The organism is Pseudomonas sp. ES3-33, from assembly GCF_000952175.1.
GTDB classification, from domain to species: domain Bacteria; phylum Pseudomonadota; class Gammaproteobacteria; order Pseudomonadales; family Pseudomonadaceae; genus Aquipseudomonas; species Aquipseudomonas gregormendelii.
The window spans coordinates 22,773-42,016 of sequence record NZ_JZRI01000115.1; the positions used below are offsets into that span (position 1 = coordinate 22,773).

At 61.7% G+C, this 19,244-nt stretch carries 12 protein-coding genes and 2 pseudogenes; 6 read left to right on the forward strand and 8 right to left on the reverse strand.

Going from position 1 to position 19,244, the window contains the following annotated elements:
• The first annotated feature begins 63 nt into the window (after positions 1 to 63).
• Together sigX and UB23_RS19795 are read left to right on the forward strand one after the other, a co-directional pair.
• Complete coding sequence (gene sigX / locus UB23_RS19790) at positions 64 to 654, forward strand: RNA polymerase sigma factor SigX (RefSeq protein ID WP_045060998.1); 591 nt, start codon at positions 64 to 66, stop codon at positions 652 to 654.
• Positions 655 to 761: 107 nt separating this feature from the next.
• Positions 762 to 1,796, forward strand: coding sequence for an OmpA family protein (locus UB23_RS19795; RefSeq protein ID WP_045060999.1), 1,035 nt, complete (start codon positions 762 to 764; stop codon positions 1,794 to 1,796).
• On the opposite strand, the pseudogene UB23_RS30360 reads toward UB23_RS19795, so the two are convergent.
• The 7 genes and pseudogenes from UB23_RS30360 to UB23_RS19830 form a co-directional block, all read right to left on the reverse strand.
• Positions 1,797 to 2,033 (reverse strand): annotated as a pseudogene (locus UB23_RS30360) (hypothetical protein); the annotation flags it as partial.
• A 50-nt stretch (positions 2,034 to 2,083) separates the two neighbouring features.
• A complete protein-coding gene (locus UB23_RS19805) occupies positions 2,084 to 4,798 on the reverse strand; it encodes a nitrate reductase (protein WP_045061001.1) in 2,715 nt (904 codons plus the stop codon).
• Positions 4,799 to 4,821: 23 nt separating this feature from the next.
• Positions 4,822 to 6,030: pseudogene (locus UB23_RS19810) on the reverse strand (NAD(P)/FAD-dependent oxidoreductase); the annotation flags it as partial.
• A gap of 369 nt (positions 6,031 to 6,399) precedes the next feature.
• Entirely contained in the window at positions 6,400 to 8,070 is a 1,671-nt protein-coding gene (locus UB23_RS19815; RefSeq protein WP_045061002.1) for a bifunctional protein-serine/threonine kinase/phosphatase, read from the reverse strand.
• A gap of 7 nt (positions 8,071 to 8,077) precedes the next feature.
• Positions 8,078 to 9,289: a nitrate/nitrite transporter gene (locus tag UB23_RS19820; protein ID WP_045061003.1), complete on the reverse strand. Its 1,212-nt coding sequence runs from the start codon at positions 9,287 to 9,289 to the stop codon at positions 8,078 to 8,080.
• A 357-nt stretch (positions 9,290 to 9,646) separates the two neighbouring features.
• Positions 9,647 to 10,222 (reverse strand): ANTAR domain-containing response regulator, encoded by a 576-nt coding sequence (locus UB23_RS19825; RefSeq protein ID WP_045061004.1) that lies wholly within the window; start codon positions 10,220 to 10,222, stop codon positions 9,647 to 9,649.
• Positions 10,223 to 10,237: 15 nt separating this feature from the next.
• Positions 10,238 to 11,449 carry a CmpA/NrtA family ABC transporter substrate-binding protein gene (locus tag UB23_RS19830; protein WP_045061005.1) on the reverse strand — a complete coding sequence of 404 codons (1,212 nt, stop codon included), beginning with the start codon at positions 11,447 to 11,449 and terminating at the stop codon, positions 10,238 to 10,240.
• A gap of 370 nt (positions 11,450 to 11,819) precedes the next feature.
• Between UB23_RS19830 and UB23_RS19835 the strand changes: the two genes are divergently transcribed.
• Together UB23_RS19835 and UB23_RS19840 are read left to right on the forward strand one after the other, a co-directional pair.
• Entirely contained in the window at positions 11,820 to 12,179 is a 360-nt protein-coding gene (locus UB23_RS19835) for a winged helix-turn-helix domain-containing protein (RefSeq protein ID WP_045061006.1), read from the forward strand.
• Between the two features lie 75 nt (positions 12,180 to 12,254).
• On the forward strand, positions 12,255 to 13,274 hold the full coding sequence (locus tag UB23_RS19840) for a quinone-dependent dihydroorotate dehydrogenase (protein WP_045061007.1): 1,020 nt from the start codon (positions 12,255 to 12,257) through the stop codon (positions 13,272 to 13,274).
• Positions 13,275 to 13,448: 174 nt separating this feature from the next.
• Here the strand turns inward: UB23_RS19840 and rmf are convergent, their stop codons facing one another.
• Positions 13,449 to 13,664, reverse strand: coding sequence for a ribosome modulation factor (gene rmf, locus UB23_RS28750; protein WP_003223300.1), 216 nt, complete (start codon positions 13,662 to 13,664; stop codon positions 13,449 to 13,451).
• 529 nt (positions 13,665 to 14,193) lie between these two features.
• Between rmf and rlmKL the strand changes: the two genes are divergently transcribed.
• Both rlmKL and UB23_RS19850 read left to right on the forward strand, forming a co-directional pair.
• Complete coding sequence (gene rlmKL / locus UB23_RS19845) at positions 14,194 to 16,464, forward strand: bifunctional 23S rRNA (guanine(2069)-N(7))-methyltransferase RlmK/23S rRNA (guanine(2445)-N(2))-methyltransferase RlmL (RefSeq protein ID WP_045061008.1); 2,271 nt, start codon at positions 14,194 to 14,196, stop codon at positions 16,462 to 16,464.
• Positions 16,465 to 16,690: 226 nt separating this feature from the next.
• The gene (locus UB23_RS19850) at positions 16,691 to 19,081 is read left to right on the forward strand and encodes a sensor domain-containing diguanylate cyclase (protein WP_045061009.1); all 2,391 of its coding nucleotides are present in this window, start codon (positions 16,691 to 16,693) and stop codon (positions 19,079 to 19,081) included.
• The last annotated feature ends 163 nt before the right edge of the window (positions 19,082 to 19,244 follow it).

Below are 19,244 nucleotides of genomic sequence, written 5' to 3' on the forward strand. Positions count from 1 at the left end.
CGCCGCAAATGGCCCTGGAAAGGGCTGCGGCGGACATTGACCTGACTGTCGGCCCGACTTGTTTTGAATAAAGCTCAATCGCTCTCCACGCGCTACGACCCCCGCGAGCTCTCTGATGAGGAGCTGGTCGCGCGCTCGCATACCGAGCTGTTTCACGTAACGCGCGCCTATGAAGAACTGATGCGGCGTTACCAGAGAACATTATTTAACGTCTGTGCACGATATCTTGGGAACGATCGCGACGCAGACGATGTCTGTCAGGAAGTGATGCTGAAGGTGTTGTATGGCCTGAAGAACTTCGAGGGGAAATCGAAGTTCAAGACCTGGCTCTACAGCATCACGTACAACGAATGCATCACACAGTATCGTAAGGAACGGCGTAAGCGTCGCTTGATGGACGCTTTGAGTCTCGACCCCCTCGAGGAAGCATCTGAAGAAAAGATGCCCAAAGCCGAGGAAAAGGGTGGACTTGATCGCTGGCTGGTGTATGTGAACCCGATTGACCGCGAAATTCTGGTGCTACGATTTGTCGCAGAGCTGGAATTTCAGGAGATCGCAGACATCATGCACATGGGTTTGAGTGCAACAAAAATGCGTTACAAACGTGCTCTAGATAAATTGCGTGAGAAATTTGCAGGCGTAGCTGAAACTTAGTTCGACGCAAATATCTCTTACGTGTAGGCAAGTTCTGATAGACTTGCCGCCGAGTTGTCCCCCGGTTTGCGGGACTGCTTCACAATCACCAGATGGGGATTTAACGGATGAAACTGAAAAACACCTTGGGCTTGGCCATTGGCTCTCTTATTGCCGCCACTTCGTTCGGCGCTCTGGCACAAGGCCAAGGCGCAGTTGAAATCGAAGGCTTCGCTAAGAAAGAACAATTCGACAGCGCTCGTAACTTCAAGAATGACGGCAACCTGTTCGGCGGTTCCGTAGGTTACTTCCTGACTGACGACGTTGAACTGCGTCTGGCCTACGACGAAGTGCACAATGTCCGTTCCGACAGCGGCCAGAACATCAAGGGCGCTAACACCGCTCTGGACGCTCTGTACCACTTCAACAACCCAGGCGACATGGTTCGTCCATACGTTTCGGCCGGTTTCTCCGATCAGAGCATCGATCAGAACGGCTCGAACGGTCGTAACCGTTCCACCTTCGCCAACGTTGGCGGCGGTGCCAAGCTGTACTTCACCGAGAACTTCTACGCCCGTGCTGGCGTTGAAGCTCAATACAACATCGACCAGGGCGACACCGAGTGGGCTCCTAGCGTCGGTATCGGTGTGAACTTCGGTGGCGGCTCCAAGCCTGCTGCTGCTCCAGTTCCAGCACCAGCTGAAGTCTGCTCCGACAGCGACAACGACGGCGTTTGCGACAACGTTGACAAGTGCCCGGACACCCCAGCCAACGTAACTGTTGACGCTGACGGCTGCCCAGCAGTTGCTGAAGTTGTTCGTGTAGAGCTGGACGTTAAGTTCGATTTCGACAAATCTGTTGTTAAAACCAACAGCTACGGCGACATCAAGAACCTGGCTGACTTCATGAAGCAGTACCCATCGACCAGCACCACTGTTGAAGGTCACACTGACTCCGTCGGTCCTGACGCTTACAACCAGAAGCTGTCTGAGCGTCGTGCAAACGCCGTTAAGCAAGTTCTGACCAACCAGTACGGTGTTGAATCGTCCCGCGTTCAGTCTGTTGGCTACGGCGAATCCCGCCCAGTTGCTGACAACGCTACTGAAGCTGGCCGCGCTGTAAACCGTCGCGTAGAAGCGCAGGTTGAAGCTCAAGCTAAGTAATTAGCTCGCAGCTCTGAGGAAAGCCCGGCTTAGGCCGGGCTTTTCTTTGCCTGCGATTTGGGTTTTATACGGATTTTGCGGTGGCCCCAAAGATCGTCCGCCCGCGGCCCCAATCACCAGAATCGCCGGGCTTTTCAGTTCAAACGCACTCGCATCCTGTTCCATGGCGCTCAGGTCGCTGCGGCATTCGCGCCGATGCGCCAGGGAGGCGTTCTCGATCATGGCCACCGGCGTATCCAGGACCTGCACCCACCAGCCAGACTTTTGCGCTCATCGTATTTTCCTCATCAGATAACGGCGACTGGCTGAGCCGTGGCGGCCAGCAGTCGCTTGATTTCCGGGACGCATGAACCGCACTGCGTGCCGCAACCCAATTGCTGTTTAAGACCCTGCAAGTCCAGGCCTCGACTGATTCCCGCGCAAACCGCGCTGTGGCTGACATTGCGGCAGTTGCACAGGGTTTTGTTGCCGGTGCCAATGGCGGCGCCGTCGCCGGGTGGTGCACTCAAGGGGGCCAGCATCCAGCGCCGCAGTGGTTCATCGGCGCGCCCTTCGAGCCACAGGTTTTGCAGCCAGTGCTGGGCCAGGGTTTCCCCGGCCAGGCGGATGGCGGTGATCCTGCCGTGTTCGATGCGTACGCGTTTGCCGATCGAGCGGCGCACGTCCTCGTAGGCCAGCACCGGGCCTTCATCCACGCCCAGGCACTGGTCGATGTCGCGCAATAACTGGGCGTCGGGCGCCGAGGCGCTGGCAGCCCGTATAAGCAGCGCCGGGCGCTCACGGCCAGCCAGGCTCAGGCTGGCGTAGGGAAATTCCTCACAGAGGGGTCGCAGGCGCTCCAGTTGCTGTTGAACGTTACCTTCGACCAAGGCAAACAGCCGCCACGGCAGGTTTATCGGCTCCAGTCGCACGCCGCTGTGCTTCAGTTCCGGCTGCTTCGACAGGGGATCAAAGGCCGGTTGGGTCAGCGAATTGACCCCGCCTTTGAGAAACCGGTCGCCCCAGTGCATGGGCAAAAACGCCTGGCCTGGCCGAACGTTCTCGTCACGGGTCACCGGCAGCACCACCGCGCCACGGCGACTGTTCAGGCTGACCAGGTCGCCAGACTGCAAGCGATGGCGGCGTAGCTCATCGGGGTGCAGGCTCAAGACCGCCTCACTGACGTGACCGAACAGCTGCGCGGCCGTGCCGGTGCGGCTCATGCCGTGCCATTGATCGCGCAGGCGCCCGGTGATCAGGGTCAGGGGAAACCGCGCATCCCGTTGTTCCTTGGCCGCTTGATACGGGTCGGCAATGAAGTGCGCGCGGCCGTTGGCGGTGGGGAATATGCCGTCACCGTACAGGCGCGCGGTACCTTGGCTGGCGCCGGGCGGGAAGGGCCATTGTTGCGGACCGATCTGGTCGATCAAGGCATGGCTGAGCCCGGAAAGGTCCAGGTCGCGGCCTTGGGTCAGTTGCTTGTACTCATCAAAGATCTGCGCCGGCGTGTCGAGGGCAAACAGGCTGGCGTGCTCTGGACGCAGATGTTTTTCCAGGCGCTGTGCGAAATCCACCGTGATGGCCCAGTCCGGCCGTGCCTCGCCAGGGGCGATGACAGCCTGGCGCACGTGGGAAATGCGCCGCTCGGAGTTGGTCACAGTGCCCTCTTTTTCACCCCAGCTCGCGGCGGGTAGCAGCAGGTCGGCAAAGGCTGCGGTTTCAGTGGTGCGAAAGGCTTCCTGCAACACCACGAACGGGCATGCCTGCAGGGCCTCACGCACGGCACTCTGGTCGGGCATCGATTGCGCGGGGTTGGTGCAGGCGATCCACAAGGCCTTGATACGGCCGCTGCGCACCTGTTCGAACAACTCGATGGCGCTCAGCCCGGTGGTGTGCGGCAGTTGCTCAACGCCCCAGTAGGCCGCCACTTCCGCACGATGCTCGGCATTGGCGGCGTCGCGATGGCCTGGCAGCAGGTTCGACAGGCTGCCGGTTTCGCGTCCGCCCATGGCATTGGGCTGACCGGTCAGCGAGAAAGGTCCTGCGCCTGGGCGGCCAATTTGCCCGGTGGCCAGGTGCAGATTGATCAGCGCGCTGTTCTTGGCGCTGCCCGCCGTGGACTGGTTGAGCCCCATGCACCACAACGACAGGAAAGTCGGCGAAGTGCCGATCCACTGCGCGCACTGCTGCAGCTGTTCGACACTGATCCCGCACAGTTGCGAGACCCTTTGCGGACTGTAGTCGCGGACCAGGCTTTTCAGCTCTGGCAGCCCCTGGGTGTGCGCGTCGATAAAGTCATGATCAACCTGGTCCTCCACCAGCAACAGGTGCAGGATCCCGTGGAACAGGGCGACATCGGTGCCCGGCAGTATCGCCAGGTGCAAGTCGGCGAGGTCACAGGTGTCGGTGCGGCGCGGGTCGATAACGATAACTTTCATCTGCGGTCGGCGGGATCTGGCCTCTTCCAGCCGCCGGAAAAGTACCGGGTGGGCGTAGGCCATGTTGCTGCCGACGATCATCACGCAATCGCTCGACTCCAGGTCTTCGTAGCTGCACGGTGGGGCATCCGCGCCGAGGCTGCGCTTGTAGCCGACCACCGCCGAAGACATGCACAGGCGTGAGTTGCTGTCGATGTTGTTGGTGCCCACCAGCGCCCGCGCCAGTTTGTTGAAACTGTAGTAATCCTCGGTCAGCAATTGGCCGGAGATGTAGAACGCCACACTGTCCGGGCCGTGTTCGGCGATGGTGCGGGCGAATACGCTGGCGGCGTGATCCAGGGCGGTGTCCCAGTCCGTGCGGCCGCGGGCCAGGGTTTTGCCCAGGCGCAGTTCCGGATAGAGCGCCCTTGCCGCAAGGTCGCCCGTCAGGTGCAGGGTCGAACCCTTGCTGCACAACTTGCCGAAGTTGGCGGGGTGGGCCGGATCGCCGCTGACGCCGAGAATGCGCTCGCCGTCATGTTCGATCAGCACGCCGCAGCCGACCCCGCAGTAACAGCAGGTTGAAGCGGTGATCTGCCGGTCCATCAACTTGCTTCCCGCAGGGCCGGCAAGCAGGCGTCGCCGAACATCAGGTGGTCACGGATTGGCTCAATGTCGTGGTTCTCCCGGATCTGGCGGAAATACCAGCCGCCGTCTGCGGTATCGCCGTACAGGCAGGCGCCTACGAGGACGTCGTCCTTGATCACCAGTTTTTTGTAGATCCCGCTAATCGGGTCCGAGAGGGTGATGGTCTCGGTACCTTCACCGCCCATGAAGTCGCCAGCGGAGAACAGGTCGATGCCGGTGACCTTCAATTTGGTCGAGGTCACCGAGCCCTTATAGGTGGCGAAACCCAGCTGGGCCAGGTGGTTGGCGCAGACCTTGGCCTGTTCGAACAGGGGCGCGACCAGGCCGTAGGCGATGCCGCGGTGGCTGGCACATTCGCCAATCGCGTAGATGCGCGGGTCGTAGGTTTGCAGCGTGTCGTTGACCAGGATCCCGCGCTTGCAGGGTAGGCCGGATTTTTCCGCCAGTTCGGTGCGGGGCCGAATACCGGCCGCCATCACCACCAGGTCGGCCGGGATCACGTCGCCATTGCTGAATTGCACCGAGCCGACCCGGCCATTGCCGGCATCGTGCAGCGCCTGGGTCTGTTCGCGCAGGCGAAAGTGCAGGCCGCGACCTTCCAGGGCGGTCTGCAGCAGCTGGCCGCTGGTCTTGTCCAGCTGTCGATCCAGCAGCCATTCGCCTATGTGCACCACGGTGACGTGCATGCCGCGCAGCATCAGGCCGTTGGCCGCTTCAAGGCCGAGCAGGCCGCCGCCGATGATCACGGCATGGGTGTGGGTCCTGGCGGTGTTGATCATCGCCTGGGTGTCGGCGATGTCGCGGTAGCCGATCACGCCCTGCAGCGTGTTGCCCGCAATGGGCAGGATGAACGGCGTCGAGCCGGTGGCAATCAGCAGGCGGTCGTACTCGGCTTCGGTGCCGTCATCGGCAATCACCCGGCGCCTGATCCGGTCGATCTGCACCACTTTGCGGTTAAGCAGCAGCTTGATGTTGTTGTCGAGGTACCAGTCCAGGTCGTTGAGCACGATCTCTTCGAACGTCTGCTCGCCCGCCAGTACCGGCGACAGCAGGATGCGATTGTAGTTGGTATGGGGTTCGGCGCCGAAGACGGTGATGTCGTACAGGTCGTTGCTCAGCTTGAGCAATTCCTCCAGGGTGCGGACCCCGGCCATGCCGTTGCCGATCATCACCAGTTTCAATTTGTTCATCAGGTTCTCCGGGGAGCTGGGACCCGCCGCATCTGGGCGTTTCAGGTCGTACTTGAACATTTCGCGCAAACAAAAAAAGGCGTCCCGCCAGTTGCCTGGCGGGGACGCCTTTGTCCTTGTCCCGTTCTATCGGGAAGCGCAGCCCTCTTCGTTGAGGGTGAGCTTTATGTCTGTTGGGAGCGTTAATGCAGTGGTTGTGCCAAGTCTGGAAGCCGGCACAATTGATGTTTCACAGGTGGTTTTTGAAGGTTGGCAGTGCCGTTCCTGCACCGAATCGAAGCGTGACGCACTCCGTTGGAGCCTGTTCCTCATAGACCAGTGGAGATGCCCTGTGGGAGCGAGCCTGCTCGCGATGGGCGCTCCCCGGTACTAACCACGAAAAACCAAAATCAACAGCACCATATTCACCACCAGCGACACCAGCGCCATGGTCCGCCACACCTTCAGCGGTTCGCGTTCCAGCAAAGGTCGTGGCCGCACGCTCAGGCTGTGCCGCTCGCCCTGTTCCAGGAGCAGCAACCATTCTTCCGCCGTTTCAAATCGATTCGCCGGATCAGCCGCAACGGCCCGCGCCAGGCTCTGCGCGATCCACTCCGGCAGGTCCGGGCGGTAGCGACTGGCACTCACCGGCACACCAAAGCGCGGGCGCTGGAAGGCTTCGATTTCGCCGTGGGGGTAGTGCCCGGTCAACAGGAAGTACAGGGTCACGCCGACCGCGTAAAGGTCCTGTTGCGGGGTGGGTGCCGCGCCGCCAAAGGCTTCCGGCGCGATGTAGCTCGGGGTGCCGGGCAGGGCGCACGGCTGGTCTTCGGACAGACCCGGGCAATAGGCCAGGCCAAAATCCAGCAGGCGCAACTCGCCGTCGTCACCCAGCAGCAGGTTCTCCGGCTTGATGTCGCGATGCAGAATCTGTCGGCGATGCAGCATGCCGACTGCGCGCAACAGGCGTTCGGCCAGGTCCAGCCATTGAGCCAGCGGCAACGGTCCGACGTCGGCATGCAGTGCCGCCAGGGTTGAACCGGAGTATTCACGCATTACGTAGTACAAGTGCTGACGCTGACTGGCGGGATGGACTTCAGGAAAGTGCCGTCCGGCAACGCGCTTGAGAAACCATTCCTCTGCCAGCAATGCCTGCCCGGCCTGGTGATCGTCGTGCAGGCGCCCGGGCAGGGTTTTCAGCAACCAGGGTTGCTGCTGCCCGTCATGCACCCGGTACAGCAGCGACTGCTGGCTTTGTCCTAGTATCGTGTCGACTTGCCAGCCCTCGAACATCTGCCCCGGCTTCAGCGCTGGCGGCAGCGGCCATTGCTGCAAGTGCACCAGGGCATCGCCGATGCTCGATTCTCCCAGGGCATCCACCCGCACCAGTAGTGCGCTCGCATTGTCCTGGCTGCCCGCCAGGTGCGCGGCACTGACCAGGGTTTGCGCGGCACTGTGCAGATCCGGTTGATCGCGCAGGATTGCCGCGATGGCCGTGTCGCCCAATACCGCCCAGACGCCGTCGCTGAGCAGCACGAAGCTCTCGTCCAGGCGTAACTCGCCATCGAGGAAATCCAGCACCAGATGTTGATCCAGGCCCATCGCACGCTTGAGCACGTGCTGCATGCCGGGCTGATCCCAGACGTGGTCCTCGCTGATACGCTGCAAGTGGCCGGCATGCCAGCGATACACCCGGCAATCACCGACATGCGCCAGGGTGAAGCGCCGGCCGCGCACGACCAGGGCGCTGACAGTGGTCAGCAGCGGCTGCCCGCCGCCATTGGCCTGCAGCCAGCGGTTCTGCGCCAGCAGCAGGCGATCGAGGGCCTGGGCGACCGCCCAGGTTTCCGGCGTCGCGTAGTAATCCTGCGCCAGCGCCTGCAAGGTCGAGCGGGCTGCGAGCCCGCCGTCGGCGCATTGACTGACGCCATCGGCAATCGCGAACAGATAGCCTTTGCTCGCGGCCAGCGCCGGAGCGGGCGTGACCAGGCGCAGGGCGTCCTGGTTTTCCTCGCGCGGACCGATGGCGCTGGCTTCAGCGAAACTCAGCTGCAGGCTCATTGCCGGTTCAGACCCGTGCAGCGGTGACGGCAGCAGAGCCCCAGGTGGTTCTCCAGCGACGTTTCACGCCATGCAGGCCGAACCAGGCGAGCACGCCCAGGCTGGCGAACAACCACAACGCCAGCTGGTAGCTGCCGGTGCTTTGCTTGATGGCGCCCATGCCGGCTGCCAGGGCAAAGCCGCCAATGCCGCCCGCCATGCCGATCAACCCGGTCATCACGCCGATTTCCCGGCGAAAACGCTGTGGGACCAGTTGGAACACCGCGCCATTACCTGCCCCTAAACCGAGCATGGTGCACACGAAAAGCGCCAGGGCGGCGTAGGAACTTGGCAGGTTGAAACCGACTGCTGCGATACACACAGCCGCCACGGTATACATCCCCAGCAGCGTGCGAATCCCGCCGAAACGGTCGGCCAGCGCACCACCCAAAGGCCGCATCAGGCTGCCGCCAAACACGCAGGCGGCGGTGTAGTAACCGGCGGTGACCGGGCTCAGTCCGTATTGGTCGTTGAAGTAGCCGGGCAGAGCGCTCGCCAGGCCGATGAAGCCGCCGAACGTTACGCTGTAGAAGAACATGAACCACCAGCTGTCGCGATCGCCCAGGGCCTTGAAGTAGTCGGTGACCGATTTGGCTCTTGGCCGCTCCGGGGCATTTTTGGCCAGCCAGGTGAACACAATGAGCGTCAGGATCAACGGGATCAGGGCGAAGCCGAATACGTTGCTCCAGCCGAATGCCGCCGCCAGGACCGGGGCGATCAATGCGGCCAGCACCGTGCCGGAATTACCTGCCCCCGCAATGCCCATTGCCTTGCCTTGATGTTGCGGCGGATACCACTGCGATGCCAGCGGCAAAGCCACGGCGAACGACGCGCCGGCCATGCCGAGGAACAGCCCCAGCAGCAATGCTTGTTCGTAGCTGTGGATGCCGTGCTTCCAGGCCACGAACAGGGCGCAGATGACAATCACCTGGCCAATGATCCCGGCGGTTTTCGGCGATAGGCGATCGGCCAGCATGCCCATGATGAAGCGCAGTATTGCCCCGGCCAGAATCGGCGTAGCAACCACCAGGCCGCGCTGCTGGGTGGTCAGCTGCAGGTCCGTGGCTATTTGTACGGCCAGTGGGCCGAGCAGGTACCAGACCATGAAGCTCAGGTCAAAATAGAGGAACGCCGCGAACAGAGTCGGGGTATGACCGGATTTCCAGAAGCTTGAATTCATCGCGCACCTCAGCTGTGAAGAGTCTCGAGTGGGAACCGTGAGCTAGCAGATGGGGCGCCTTGACGGCCGCACCACCGACCCCGTGCCATGGGGCCAAAACGAAAAAACGCCGCTACCGGATTTGCCAGGGCAAATGGGGTGAGCGACGTCTTTGTCGTAGGTGGGGCAACCGCCGTTGGTTACCTGTGGTGAATTACATAGCCAGATCTGTGCCAACCACTGAAACCGAGGTGCTCCCATCGCGGGCAAGCCCGCTCCCACAGGGTGTTGGTGGTGGACGCAGCATTTGTGTACGGCAGACATCTCTGTGGGAGCCGGGCTTGCCCGCGATGGCGTCCGCGGGGCCAGCACAACACCTCAGCCCAGCAACTCACTCATCGCAATAATCTGCTCCGCCACCTGAATCAGCTTCTGCTGCCGGCTCATCGCCTGGCGGCGCATCAGGGTGTAAGCCTCTTCCTCGTTGCAGTCTTTCATCTTCATCAACAACCCCTTGGCCAGCTCGATGCGCTTGCGCTCCGCCAGTTGCTGGTCGCGGGCATGCAATTGAGCGCGCAGTGCCTGGTCGCTCTCGAAACGCGCCATGGCCACGTCGAGAATCGGCTGCAGGCGCTGTGCGTGAATGCCTTCGACAATGTAGGCACTCACCCCGGACTTGATCGCCTGGCGCATCACGACCGGGTCATGCTCGTCGGTGAACATCACAATCGGCCTGGGTTGATCACGGCTCACCAGCACCACTTGCTCCATGACATCGCGGCTGGGTGACTCGGTATCGATCAGGATCACGTCCGGGCGCACCGTTTCGACGCGTGCGGGCAGGTCGATGGTCAGGCCGGACTCGTCGATCACCTCGAAGCCGGCTTCGGTCAAGGCGGCCTTGAGGCGTCCGACTTTCTTCGCCGTGTCGTTGATCAGCAGGATACGCAACATGTTCGCAGTCTCCTGTCAGCGGCTGGCGAGTAGGGCAGAGGAGTCATGCAGGGCATGCAGCTTGAAACTGCGTGCATACCCGGCCGGGTCCGAGCCGTCCCAGATCTTGCCGTCGATCAACTGGCTGCGGCGCATGTCCCCGGGCTGGCTGGCAACTCCCACGGCGCTGGCGGCTTCGCGGTACAGGTCCAGTTGCTGAACCTGTCGGGCGACCGCCAGATAATCCGGATCGTCGCGCAGCAACCCCCAGCGACGAAATTGGGTCATGAACCACAGGCCATCGGACAGATAAGGCAAATTGACCTCGCCATCCCCGTGGAAGCGCAGGGCATGCGGGTCCTGCCAGCGATTGCCCAGCCCGTCGGCGTAGTCGCCCAGCAGCCGCGGTTCGATGCAATCGAGCGGCGCATCGAGATATTGCGCAGCACTGAGCAGCTGCGCGGTGCTGCGACGGTTCTCGCTACTGGCTTCAATAAAACGACTGGCCTCGAGAATCGCCATGACCAGGGCGCGGGCGGTATTGGGGTACTGCTCGACGAAGGCGCGGGTGCAGCCCAGGACTTTTTCCGGGTGATCGGGCCAGATTGCCTGGGTGGTCGCCAGGGTGAATCCCAGATTCTGTTTCACTGCACTGGCGGACCACGGCTCGCCCACGCAGAAACCGTCGATGCGCCCCGCCTGCAGGTGCGCGACCATCTGCGGCGGCGGCACCACCACGCTGTCGACATCCTGCAGCGGATGGATACCCTGACTCGCCAGCCAGTAGTACAACCACATGGCGTGGGTGCCGGTGGGGAATGTCTGGGCAAACGTCAGCCGTGGGCGACTTTGGTGCACGTGGCGATCCAGTGCCTCAGGACTGGTCACGCCAAGTGCCTGCAAGCCCGGGGAGAGGTTGATGCTCTGGCCATTCTGGTTCAGGCCCATCAGCACCGCCATGTCGGTGGCGGCGACGCCGCCTATGCCGAGGTGCACCGCATACACCAGGCCATACAGGCTGTGGGCGGCGTCCAGTTCGCCGCTGACCAGTTTGTCCCGCAGGCTGGCCCAGGACGACTGGCGCTTGAGGTTCAGGGTCAGGCCGTAAGGCTGGGCAAAGCCCTGGGTGGCGGCGACGACTACGGAGGCGCAGTCGCTCAGGGCCATGAAGCCGAGATTGATTTCGGTTTTTTCCGGGGCATCGCTGCCATTGACCCAGGCCAATGGGCCGGCGGAGGGTTCGTTCATCGACTGTGCACCTTAAAAAAAAGACGTCGCCACCGGTCCATGCGCGAGCAGAGCCGGGTGGCGACGCCATTGTCCTTGCGCTCATGTCCGACGTTGGTCCGAGCACTGATGTGAGTAGGGCTGCAAGGCATATGCCAGCGGCCATCAGCTTTTCATCAGGATTCAACGCGCCACCTCATCCATCCTCCCGCGATCATCCAATCCACCCTTCGGCCGTGAGGGTTATCGGCGGTTAAAAATCCTACAAGCTGGATCGACATTTCCCCAGGTTGGTAAGCCTGGAGTACTACGAAAGGCGCCTGCCCGATTCTCTATTGTCGCGCCATTCATCGTTGAGCCTGGCAGCGCACAGGCATAGGGAGTTGCGAACATGAACAGCGCCATTGATCATTCCCCGTCCGAGTCATTCATGTTTGACCGGTGGCGGCTGCAGAGTGACGGCACCCTGATGCACGCGGGCAGGGTCGTACACGTTCCGCCAAAAGAATTATGCGTGCTTCGCCTGTTGCTCGGCTCGGCCGGTCTGGTGGTCAGCAAGGATCAACTGCTGGGCGCGGTCTGGCCCGGGACCGATGCAGCCGAGGAGTCCTTGACCCGCTGCATCTACGTGTTGCGCAAGCTGTTGAAGGAGGACCGTGACTTCATCACCACCGTTTATGGCCAGGGGTATCGATTCGACTGCGCCGTGGTCGGGCCTGCTGTGCGAACCGAGCTGTCGAACTCGATTTAACCGGTCTCTCGCACGCCAGCCTCCACCCCGGCTATAATCGGCGCCACTTTTCGCCGCCCAGAGTCAAAGCCGCCCATGTACACCCTGGCCCGTCAGCTGTTGTTCAAACTTTCCCCGGAAACCTCCCACGATCTGTCCCTGGACCTGATCGGCGCGGGCGGACGCCTGGGGCTCAACGGCATGTTGTGCAAGGCGCCGGCGAAAAAGCCGGTGACCGTCATGGGCCTGGATTTTCCCAATCCCGTAGGCCTGGCAGCGGGCCTGGACAAAAATGGCGCGGCCATCGACGGTTTTGCCCAACTGGGTTTCGGTTTCGTCGAAATCGGCACCGTGACCCCGCGTCCGCAACCGGGCAATCCGAAACCACGGATTTTCCGTCTGCCGGAAGCCGAGGCCATCATCAATCGCATGGGCTTCAACAACCTTGGCGTCGATCACCTGCTGGCCCGGGTGGCTGCGGCGAAGTACAAGGGCGTGCTGGGCATCAATATCGGCAAGAACTTCGATACCCCAGTCGAGCGCGCCGTGGACGATTACCTGATCTGCCTGGACAAGGTGTATGCCCACGCCAGCTATGTCACGGTTAACGTCAGTTCGCCGAATACGCCAGGGCTGCGCAGCCTGCAATTTGGTGATTCGCTCAAGCAATTGCTCGCCGACCTGGCCACCCGCCGTGCGGAACTGGCCTTGCGTCACGGCAGACATGTGCCGCTGGCGATCAAGATTGCCCCGGACATGACCGACGAAGAAACCGCCCAGGTCGCCCAGGCTCTGGTTGAGACCGGCATGGACGCCGTCATCGCCACCAACACCACCCTCAGTCGCGTTGGCGTCGAAGGCATGGAGCATGGGGACGAGGCAGGCGGCTTGTCGGGTGCCCCGGTGCGGGAGAAGAGCACCCATACGGTCAAGGTGCTGGCAGCAGAGCTGGCAGGGCGTCTGCCGATCATCGCCGCGGGCGGGATCACCGAAGGCAAGCACGCCGCCGAGAAAATCACTGCAGGGGCGAGCCTGGTGCAGATCTACTCCGGTTTCATCTACAAGGGCCCGGCGTTGATTCGCGAGTGCGTGGACGCCATCGCCGCCCTGAGATAACCCCCATGGCCCGGTGATTCCAGCCAATGCCGGCTGCGCTTTGGCGGGAAAGCAGCCATAAAAAAGGGCTCCTCGAAGGAGCCCCTGGGCCGAAGCCCGCCGCCCGGATGGGGCGTGCGTGGTTAATTGATGCAGTGTTCAGATTGTCGTGTCGGAGTGTTTAGCCCTGTAAAATTAGCCGACGGCGTGAAGTTCGTTGAGTCTGTGGATTCCCGCAGTGCCGGTCATACCGTCCCAGTTGTCGCCGCGTCCTTCTCGCCAGCCGTTAATCCAGGCTTGACGTACCGACGGTAGAGTAAATGGGCAAAGCTCACGGGATTTGCCACCAACGCCATATTGATATCCGCGCAAAAATGCTCTTTCCAACGGATCACGCTTAAGTCTTCTCATAGGGTGTTGCCCTCACTTGTTGACTGTATTTATCGCGTTGACCTCAATTGAGGTCTGGCAGAAATAACCTGCCGTTGGCGGCTCGCTGCCGGCGTCGCGAGCCAAGTTGTTGACGTCGTTGCGGCGCCAACCTGTGTTGAGTTCTAACCAATGCGTCACATCGAGGGAATGATCGTTTTGTCATAAGGACGTAACCGTTAAGGTGGTATGGCCATAAGTAACACGATATTTGCCAGCGTTTGTTGGTCAAACCCCGGTATGATCGGCACCCCGCAGGATGATGACGTTAATCCCTTGCTGAGAATGCCTCGCGTTGAGTGAGCGCATTATTCGACGAAGGGTCGAGTTATGACATTTTGTTGCGCCAACTTTTTTACCTGTCTTTGCATCTAAGCTCCTTTACACCGAGCAGCAAGGGTGGGTCGGCACACCTTCGTGCCACGCGGGCGTTCTTTTAGAAAAGCGCCTGATTGAAAACCGGACCGGCAATGCGTTGCCCGTTCACTCAGCTAAAGGTTCTGGAATTCCCATGTCCGATCGTTTCGAACTCTTCCTCACTTGCCCAAAAGGCCTTGAAGGCCTGCTCATCGAGGAAGCCGTCGGGCTTGGCCTTGAGGAAGCGCGTGAGCACACCTCTGCCGTGCGCGGCATGGCAACCATGGAAACCGCCTACCGCCTGTGCCTGTGGTCGCGCCTCGCGAACCGGGTGCTGCTGGTGCTCAAGCGTTTCCCGATGAAGGACGCCGAAGATCTCTACCACGGTGTGCTCGACATCGAATGGCAGGACCACATGCTCAGCGACGGCACCCTGGCCGTCGAGTTCAGTGGCCATGGCTCGGGCATCGATAACACCCATTTCGGCGCGTTGAAGGTCAAGGACGCCATCGTCGACAAATTGCGCACCCCGCAAGGCGACCGTCCGTCGATTGATAAACTCAACCCCGACCTGCGTATTCACCTGCGCCTGGACCGCGGCGAAGCGATTCTGTCGCTCGACCTGTCCGGCCACAGCCTGCACCAGCGCGGTTACCGCCTGCAGCAGGGTGCGGCACCGCTGAAGGAAAACCTCGCGGCGGCGATCCTGATCCGTTCCGGCTGGCCACGTATTGCTGCCGACGGCGGCGCCCTGGCTGACCCGATGTGTGGCGTGGGCACCTTCCTGGTCGAAGCGGCGATGATCGCCGCCGACATGGCCCCCAACCTGCGTCGCGAGCAGTGGGGCTTCACCGCCTGGCTCGGCCACGTTCCGGCGCTGTGGAAAAAACTTCACGAAGAAGCCACCGAGCGTTGCGCCGCCGGCCTGGCCAAGCCGCCGCTGTGGATTCGCGGTTACGAAGCGGACCCGCGCCTTATTCAGCCTGGTCGCAATAACGTTGAACGGGCTGGCCTGAGCGAGTGGATCAAGATCTACCAGGGCGAAGTCGGCACCTTTGAACCGCGTCCGGACCAGAACCAGAAAGGCCTGGTCATCTGCAACCCGCCGTACGGCGAGCGTCTGGGCGATGAGGCGAGCCTGCTCTATCTCTACCAGAACCTTGGCGAGCGCCTGCGTCAGGCCTGCCTGAACTGGGAAGCGGCCGTGTTCACCGGCGCGCCGGACCTGGGCAAGCGCATGGGTATCCGCAGCCACAAGCAGTATTCGTTCTGGAACGGCGCCTTGCCGTGCAAGCTGCTGCTGATCAAGGTCACCCCGGACCAGTTCGTGACTGGCGAGCGTCGCACCCCGGAACAACGCCAGGTCGAGCGCGAGCAGGCTGAAGTCCAGGTCGAAGGCAACGACGTCGCGCCAGGCAAGTACGAGAAGTACAACAAGAACGGCAACCCGATCAAACCGGCGCCGGTGGTGATCGAGCAGCCGCGCTTGAGCGAGGGTGGGCAGATGTTCGCCAACCGCCTGCAGAAGAACCTCAAGGCCCTGAGCAAGTGGGTCAAGCGTGAAGGCATCGACTGCTACCGCGTCTACGATGCCGACATGCCGGAATACTCCATGGCCATCGACCTGTACCAGGATTGGGTCCACGTCCAGGAATACGCCGCGCCAAAATCCATCGACCCGGAAAAAGCTTCGGCGCGCATGTTCGATGCCCTGGCGGCGATTCCCCAGGCGTTGAACGTCGACAAGAGCCGCGTCGTGGTCAAGCGTCGCGAGCGGCAGAGCGGCACCAAGCAATACGAGCGCCAGGCCGCGCAGGGCAAGTTCGTCGAGGTCAACGAAGGTGGCGTCAAGCTGCTGGTGAACCTCACCGACTACCTCGACACCGGTCTGTTCCTCGACCACCGGCCGATGCGTATGCGCATTCAGCAGGAGGCGGCAGGCAAGCGCTTCCTCAACCTGTACTGCTACACCGCGACGGCGAGTGTGCACGCAGCCAAGGGTGGCGCACGCAGCACCACCAGCGTCGACCTGTCGAAAACCTACCTGGACTGGGCGCGGCGCAACCTTTCGCTGAACGGCTTCTCCGACAAGAACCGCCTGGAGCAGGGCGATGTGATGGTCTGGCTGGACGCCTGCCGTGACGAGTACGACCTGATCTTCATCGACCCGCCGACGTTCTCCAACTCCAAGCGCATGGAAGGGATCTTCGACGTGCAACGTGACCAGGTGCAACTGATCGACCTGGCCATGGCGCGCCTGGCACCGGGTGGTGTGCTGTACTTCTCCAACAACTTCCGCAAGTTCGAGCTCGAGCCCAACCTGAGCGAGCGCTACGCAGTCGAGGAGATCACCGCCAAGACCATCGACCCGGACTTCGCCCGTAACGGCAAAATCCACCGCGCCTGGAAAATCATGGCGCGTTGACACCTGGATCCACTGTAGGAGCTGCCGCAGGCTGCGATCTTTTGATCTTGTTTTAAAGAAAAGATCCAAAGATCGCAGCCTCGTTTCACTCGACAGCTCCTACAGGAGCATCAGCAGCAAAGGGTGCAGTTGCAAGTACAGTGCTGGTCAAATTAGTGGCTAATAGCTATAACTCAACCCAGGGCCAGTGGGTTTTCCCGGCACTTGGCGTTTTGAGTCTGCCTATATGTCGTTGCACGTCATGCGCCCAAAGATCCTGGGGTTTATCAGTGAACACGTTTCGGCCTGGCTGGTCGCGCTGCTGGTATTGCTCGTGGGCGGGATTTTTACCGGATTGCTCGCCTGGTCGACACAAAGCCAGTTCCACCATCAATTACGGCAACGTTTCCAACTGCTGGCCAGTGAACGCTACAGCCGTATCGAAGAACGTTTCGAAGACCAGGAGCAGCGCCTCGACGGGCTGCGCCGGTTCTTTGCCAATTCCGGTTCGGTGTCCCGCGAGGAATTCGACGGGTATGCCAAACCACTTTTGCATCGCACCCAGGCTTACTCCTGGGCCCCACGCATATCCCGGTCTGAACGGGCGGCGCTTGAGCAGACCGCGCATCAGCAGGGCCTGAGCGAATTCAGCGTGCGCGACATGGATGCCGCAGGCAACCTGCAGATTGCCCCTGAACGCGACGAGTACGCCCCGGTGCTGTACACACAGAGCCAAAGTCGTCTCCCCACGCCGCTGGGTTTCGACTTGCTCGCCCAGCCTCAGCGCCGTGCGACGCTGGAGCGGGCCGATGCCCTTGGCGGCCTGGCGGTGTCGCAACCCCTTTATCTGGTGGGCATCGAACCCACTTATGCCCGTGGAATCCTGCTGGTCGCCCCCGTCAGTCACCAGCCACAACCGGGGGCAGTGCCCGATGGCTACGTGATGGCCGTGATCAGCATGCGTCAGCTGTTGGCGGATGGATTACCCGAGGAGACCCATGATTTTCTCTCGGTACGCATTCTGGACCTGTCCACAGCTGACCAGCATGAAGTGCTCTACGAATCGAGCAATACACCCGCCGCCAGCGAGCTGTCCTCGACCCAACTGATTCGCCTGGCCGACCACGAGTATCAGGTCGAAATGCGACCCAGCGTCGCGTTCACCCAGGCCAACCATTCCTCCCTCAGCAGCCTGGCAGTGCTGGGCGGCATGCTCAGCCTGCTGCTCAGCGCCTTGCTGTACGTGCTGGTGAGCCAGCGCCAACGGGCGCTGAAAATGGTCGAGCAGCGGACCCAGGAGCTGCGCGCCCGCGAGCAGGAATTGCGCGGCACCCATGGCCAGTTGCGCGGCGTGCTGAACGCCGCGACGCAGGTGGCAATTATTGCCACGGACCTGCGCGGGGTCATCACCACCTTTAATGCCGGCGCCGAGCAGATGCTTGGCTACACCAACGCCGAGGTGGTGGGCTGCATGACCCTGGAGAACCTGCACCTGCCCCGGGAGCTCCAGGCTCGCTCGGCGGAACTCAGTGCGCGCTATGGCAAGCCGATTCCAACCTGCCAGGCGATGCTGGTCGAGGGCGGCGAGGAGGGCGGCCACGAAGCGCGGGAATGGACGCTGGTGCGCAGCGACGGCAGTCACCTGGCAGTGAACATGCTGGCCACGCCAGTGCTCGACGAGCAGGGGCTGTGGGTTGGGCACCTGGCGATCTGCATCGACATCACCGAGCGCAAGCGGGTCCACGAGGCCCTGGCGGCGCGGGATTTGTTGCTGAAGAAGCTCAGCGCCCATGTGCCGGGCGGCATTTATCAATTCAAGATGGAGTTCGATGGGCGTTTCAGCGTGATCTACGCCAGTGACGGGATCCGCGAGATCTACGAACTCGAGCCCGACGTCCTGTTGCTTAACGCCGAGGCGATCTTCACGCGCATTCATCCACAGGACACCACCCGGGTGCGCGCCTCGATCCGGGCGTCAGCGGACACCCTCAGCCCGTGGCGCGAGGAATATCGCGTGCAGCTGCCCATCCGCGGGTTGCGCTGGGTGCGTGGCGAGGCTACCCCTGAGGAACTACCGGGTGGCGGGGTGCTGTGGCACGGCTACATCTCCGACATTTCCGACCTAAAGCGCGTGGAAGAGGAGTTGCGGGCGCTGTCGGTGACGGACTCGCTGACCGGGATTCACAACCGCCGCTACTTCCAGGAACGCCTGACCACTGAAATGGACCGGGTCGAGCGCGGTGGCGGTGAATTGTCGGTCATCATGCTCGATATCGACCACTTCAAGCGCATCAATGACCAGCATGGTCACGCGGTGGGCGACCGGGTGCTGCAGGCGGTGTGCGAGCGCATCGGTGATCGGCTGCGGCGCACTGATGTGTTCTGCCGTCTGGGTGGCGAAGAGTTCATGGTGCTGTGCCCGGACATCAGCGGCGAACACGCACACGTGCTGGCGCTGCAACTGTGGCAGGCGTTGCGCACGTCGCCGATCGATGGCGTAGGGACAGTGACCGCAAGCTTCGGGATTGCCAGCTGGCGAGCCGGTGAGGGCGCGGATGCGCTGTTATTGCGGGCGGATTCGGGGGTGTATGCGGCGAAGCAGGCGGGGCGGGATCGGGTCGAGGCGGAGATGAGTTAGGGTGGTTTTGGAAAGATCGCAGCCTCTTTTCACTCGACAGCTCCTTGTATGTTGACCCAGCACCCAGCGAGAGAGGTCTAAGCTCGTTGGTGCTGACATACAAAGATGTGTTTCTGGGGGAGGCCGATGGCTCCTGAAGGCAGGACTTGCGCCTGGCCTTGTC

Excerpts from the sequence above, each read along its gene's own strand:
- rmf (WP_003223300.1), bottom strand. The coding sequence starts at position 13,664 with ATGAGAAGACTTAAGCGTGATCCGTTGGAAAGAGCATTTTTGCGCGGA.
- UB23_RS19825 (WP_045061004.1), bottom strand. The coding sequence starts at position 10,222 with ATGTTGCGTATCCTGCTGATCAACGACACGGCGAAGAAAGTCGGACGC.
- UB23_RS19830 (WP_045061005.1), bottom strand. The coding sequence starts at position 11,449 with ATGAACGAACCCTCCGCCGGCCCATTGGCCTGGGTCAATGGCAGCGAT.
- UB23_RS19835 (WP_045061006.1), top strand. The coding sequence starts at position 11,820 with ATGAACAGCGCCATTGATCATTCCCCGTCCGAGTCATTCATGTTTGAC.
- UB23_RS19795 (WP_045060999.1), top strand. The coding sequence starts at position 762 with ATGAAACTGAAAAACACCTTGGGCTTGGCCATTGGCTCTCTTATTGCC.
- UB23_RS19820 (WP_045061003.1), bottom strand. The coding sequence starts at position 9,289 with ATGAATTCAAGCTTCTGGAAATCCGGTCATACCCCGACTCTGTTCGCG.
- UB23_RS19815 (WP_045061002.1), bottom strand. The coding sequence starts at position 8,070 with ATGAGCCTGCAGCTGAGTTTCGCTGAAGCCAGCGCCATCGGTCCGCGC.
- UB23_RS19805 (WP_045061001.1), bottom strand. The coding sequence starts at position 4,798 with ATGGACCGGCAGATCACCGCTTCAACCTGCTGTTACTGCGGGGTCGGC.
- UB23_RS19850 (WP_045061009.1), top strand. The coding sequence starts at position 16,691 with ATGTCGTTGCACGTCATGCGCCCAAAGATCCTGGGGTTTATCAGTGAA.
- UB23_RS19840 (WP_045061007.1), top strand. The coding sequence starts at position 12,255 with ATGTACACCCTGGCCCGTCAGCTGTTGTTCAAACTTTCCCCGGAAACC.
- rlmKL (WP_045061008.1), top strand. The coding sequence starts at position 14,194 with ATGTCCGATCGTTTCGAACTCTTCCTCACTTGCCCAAAAGGCCTTGAA.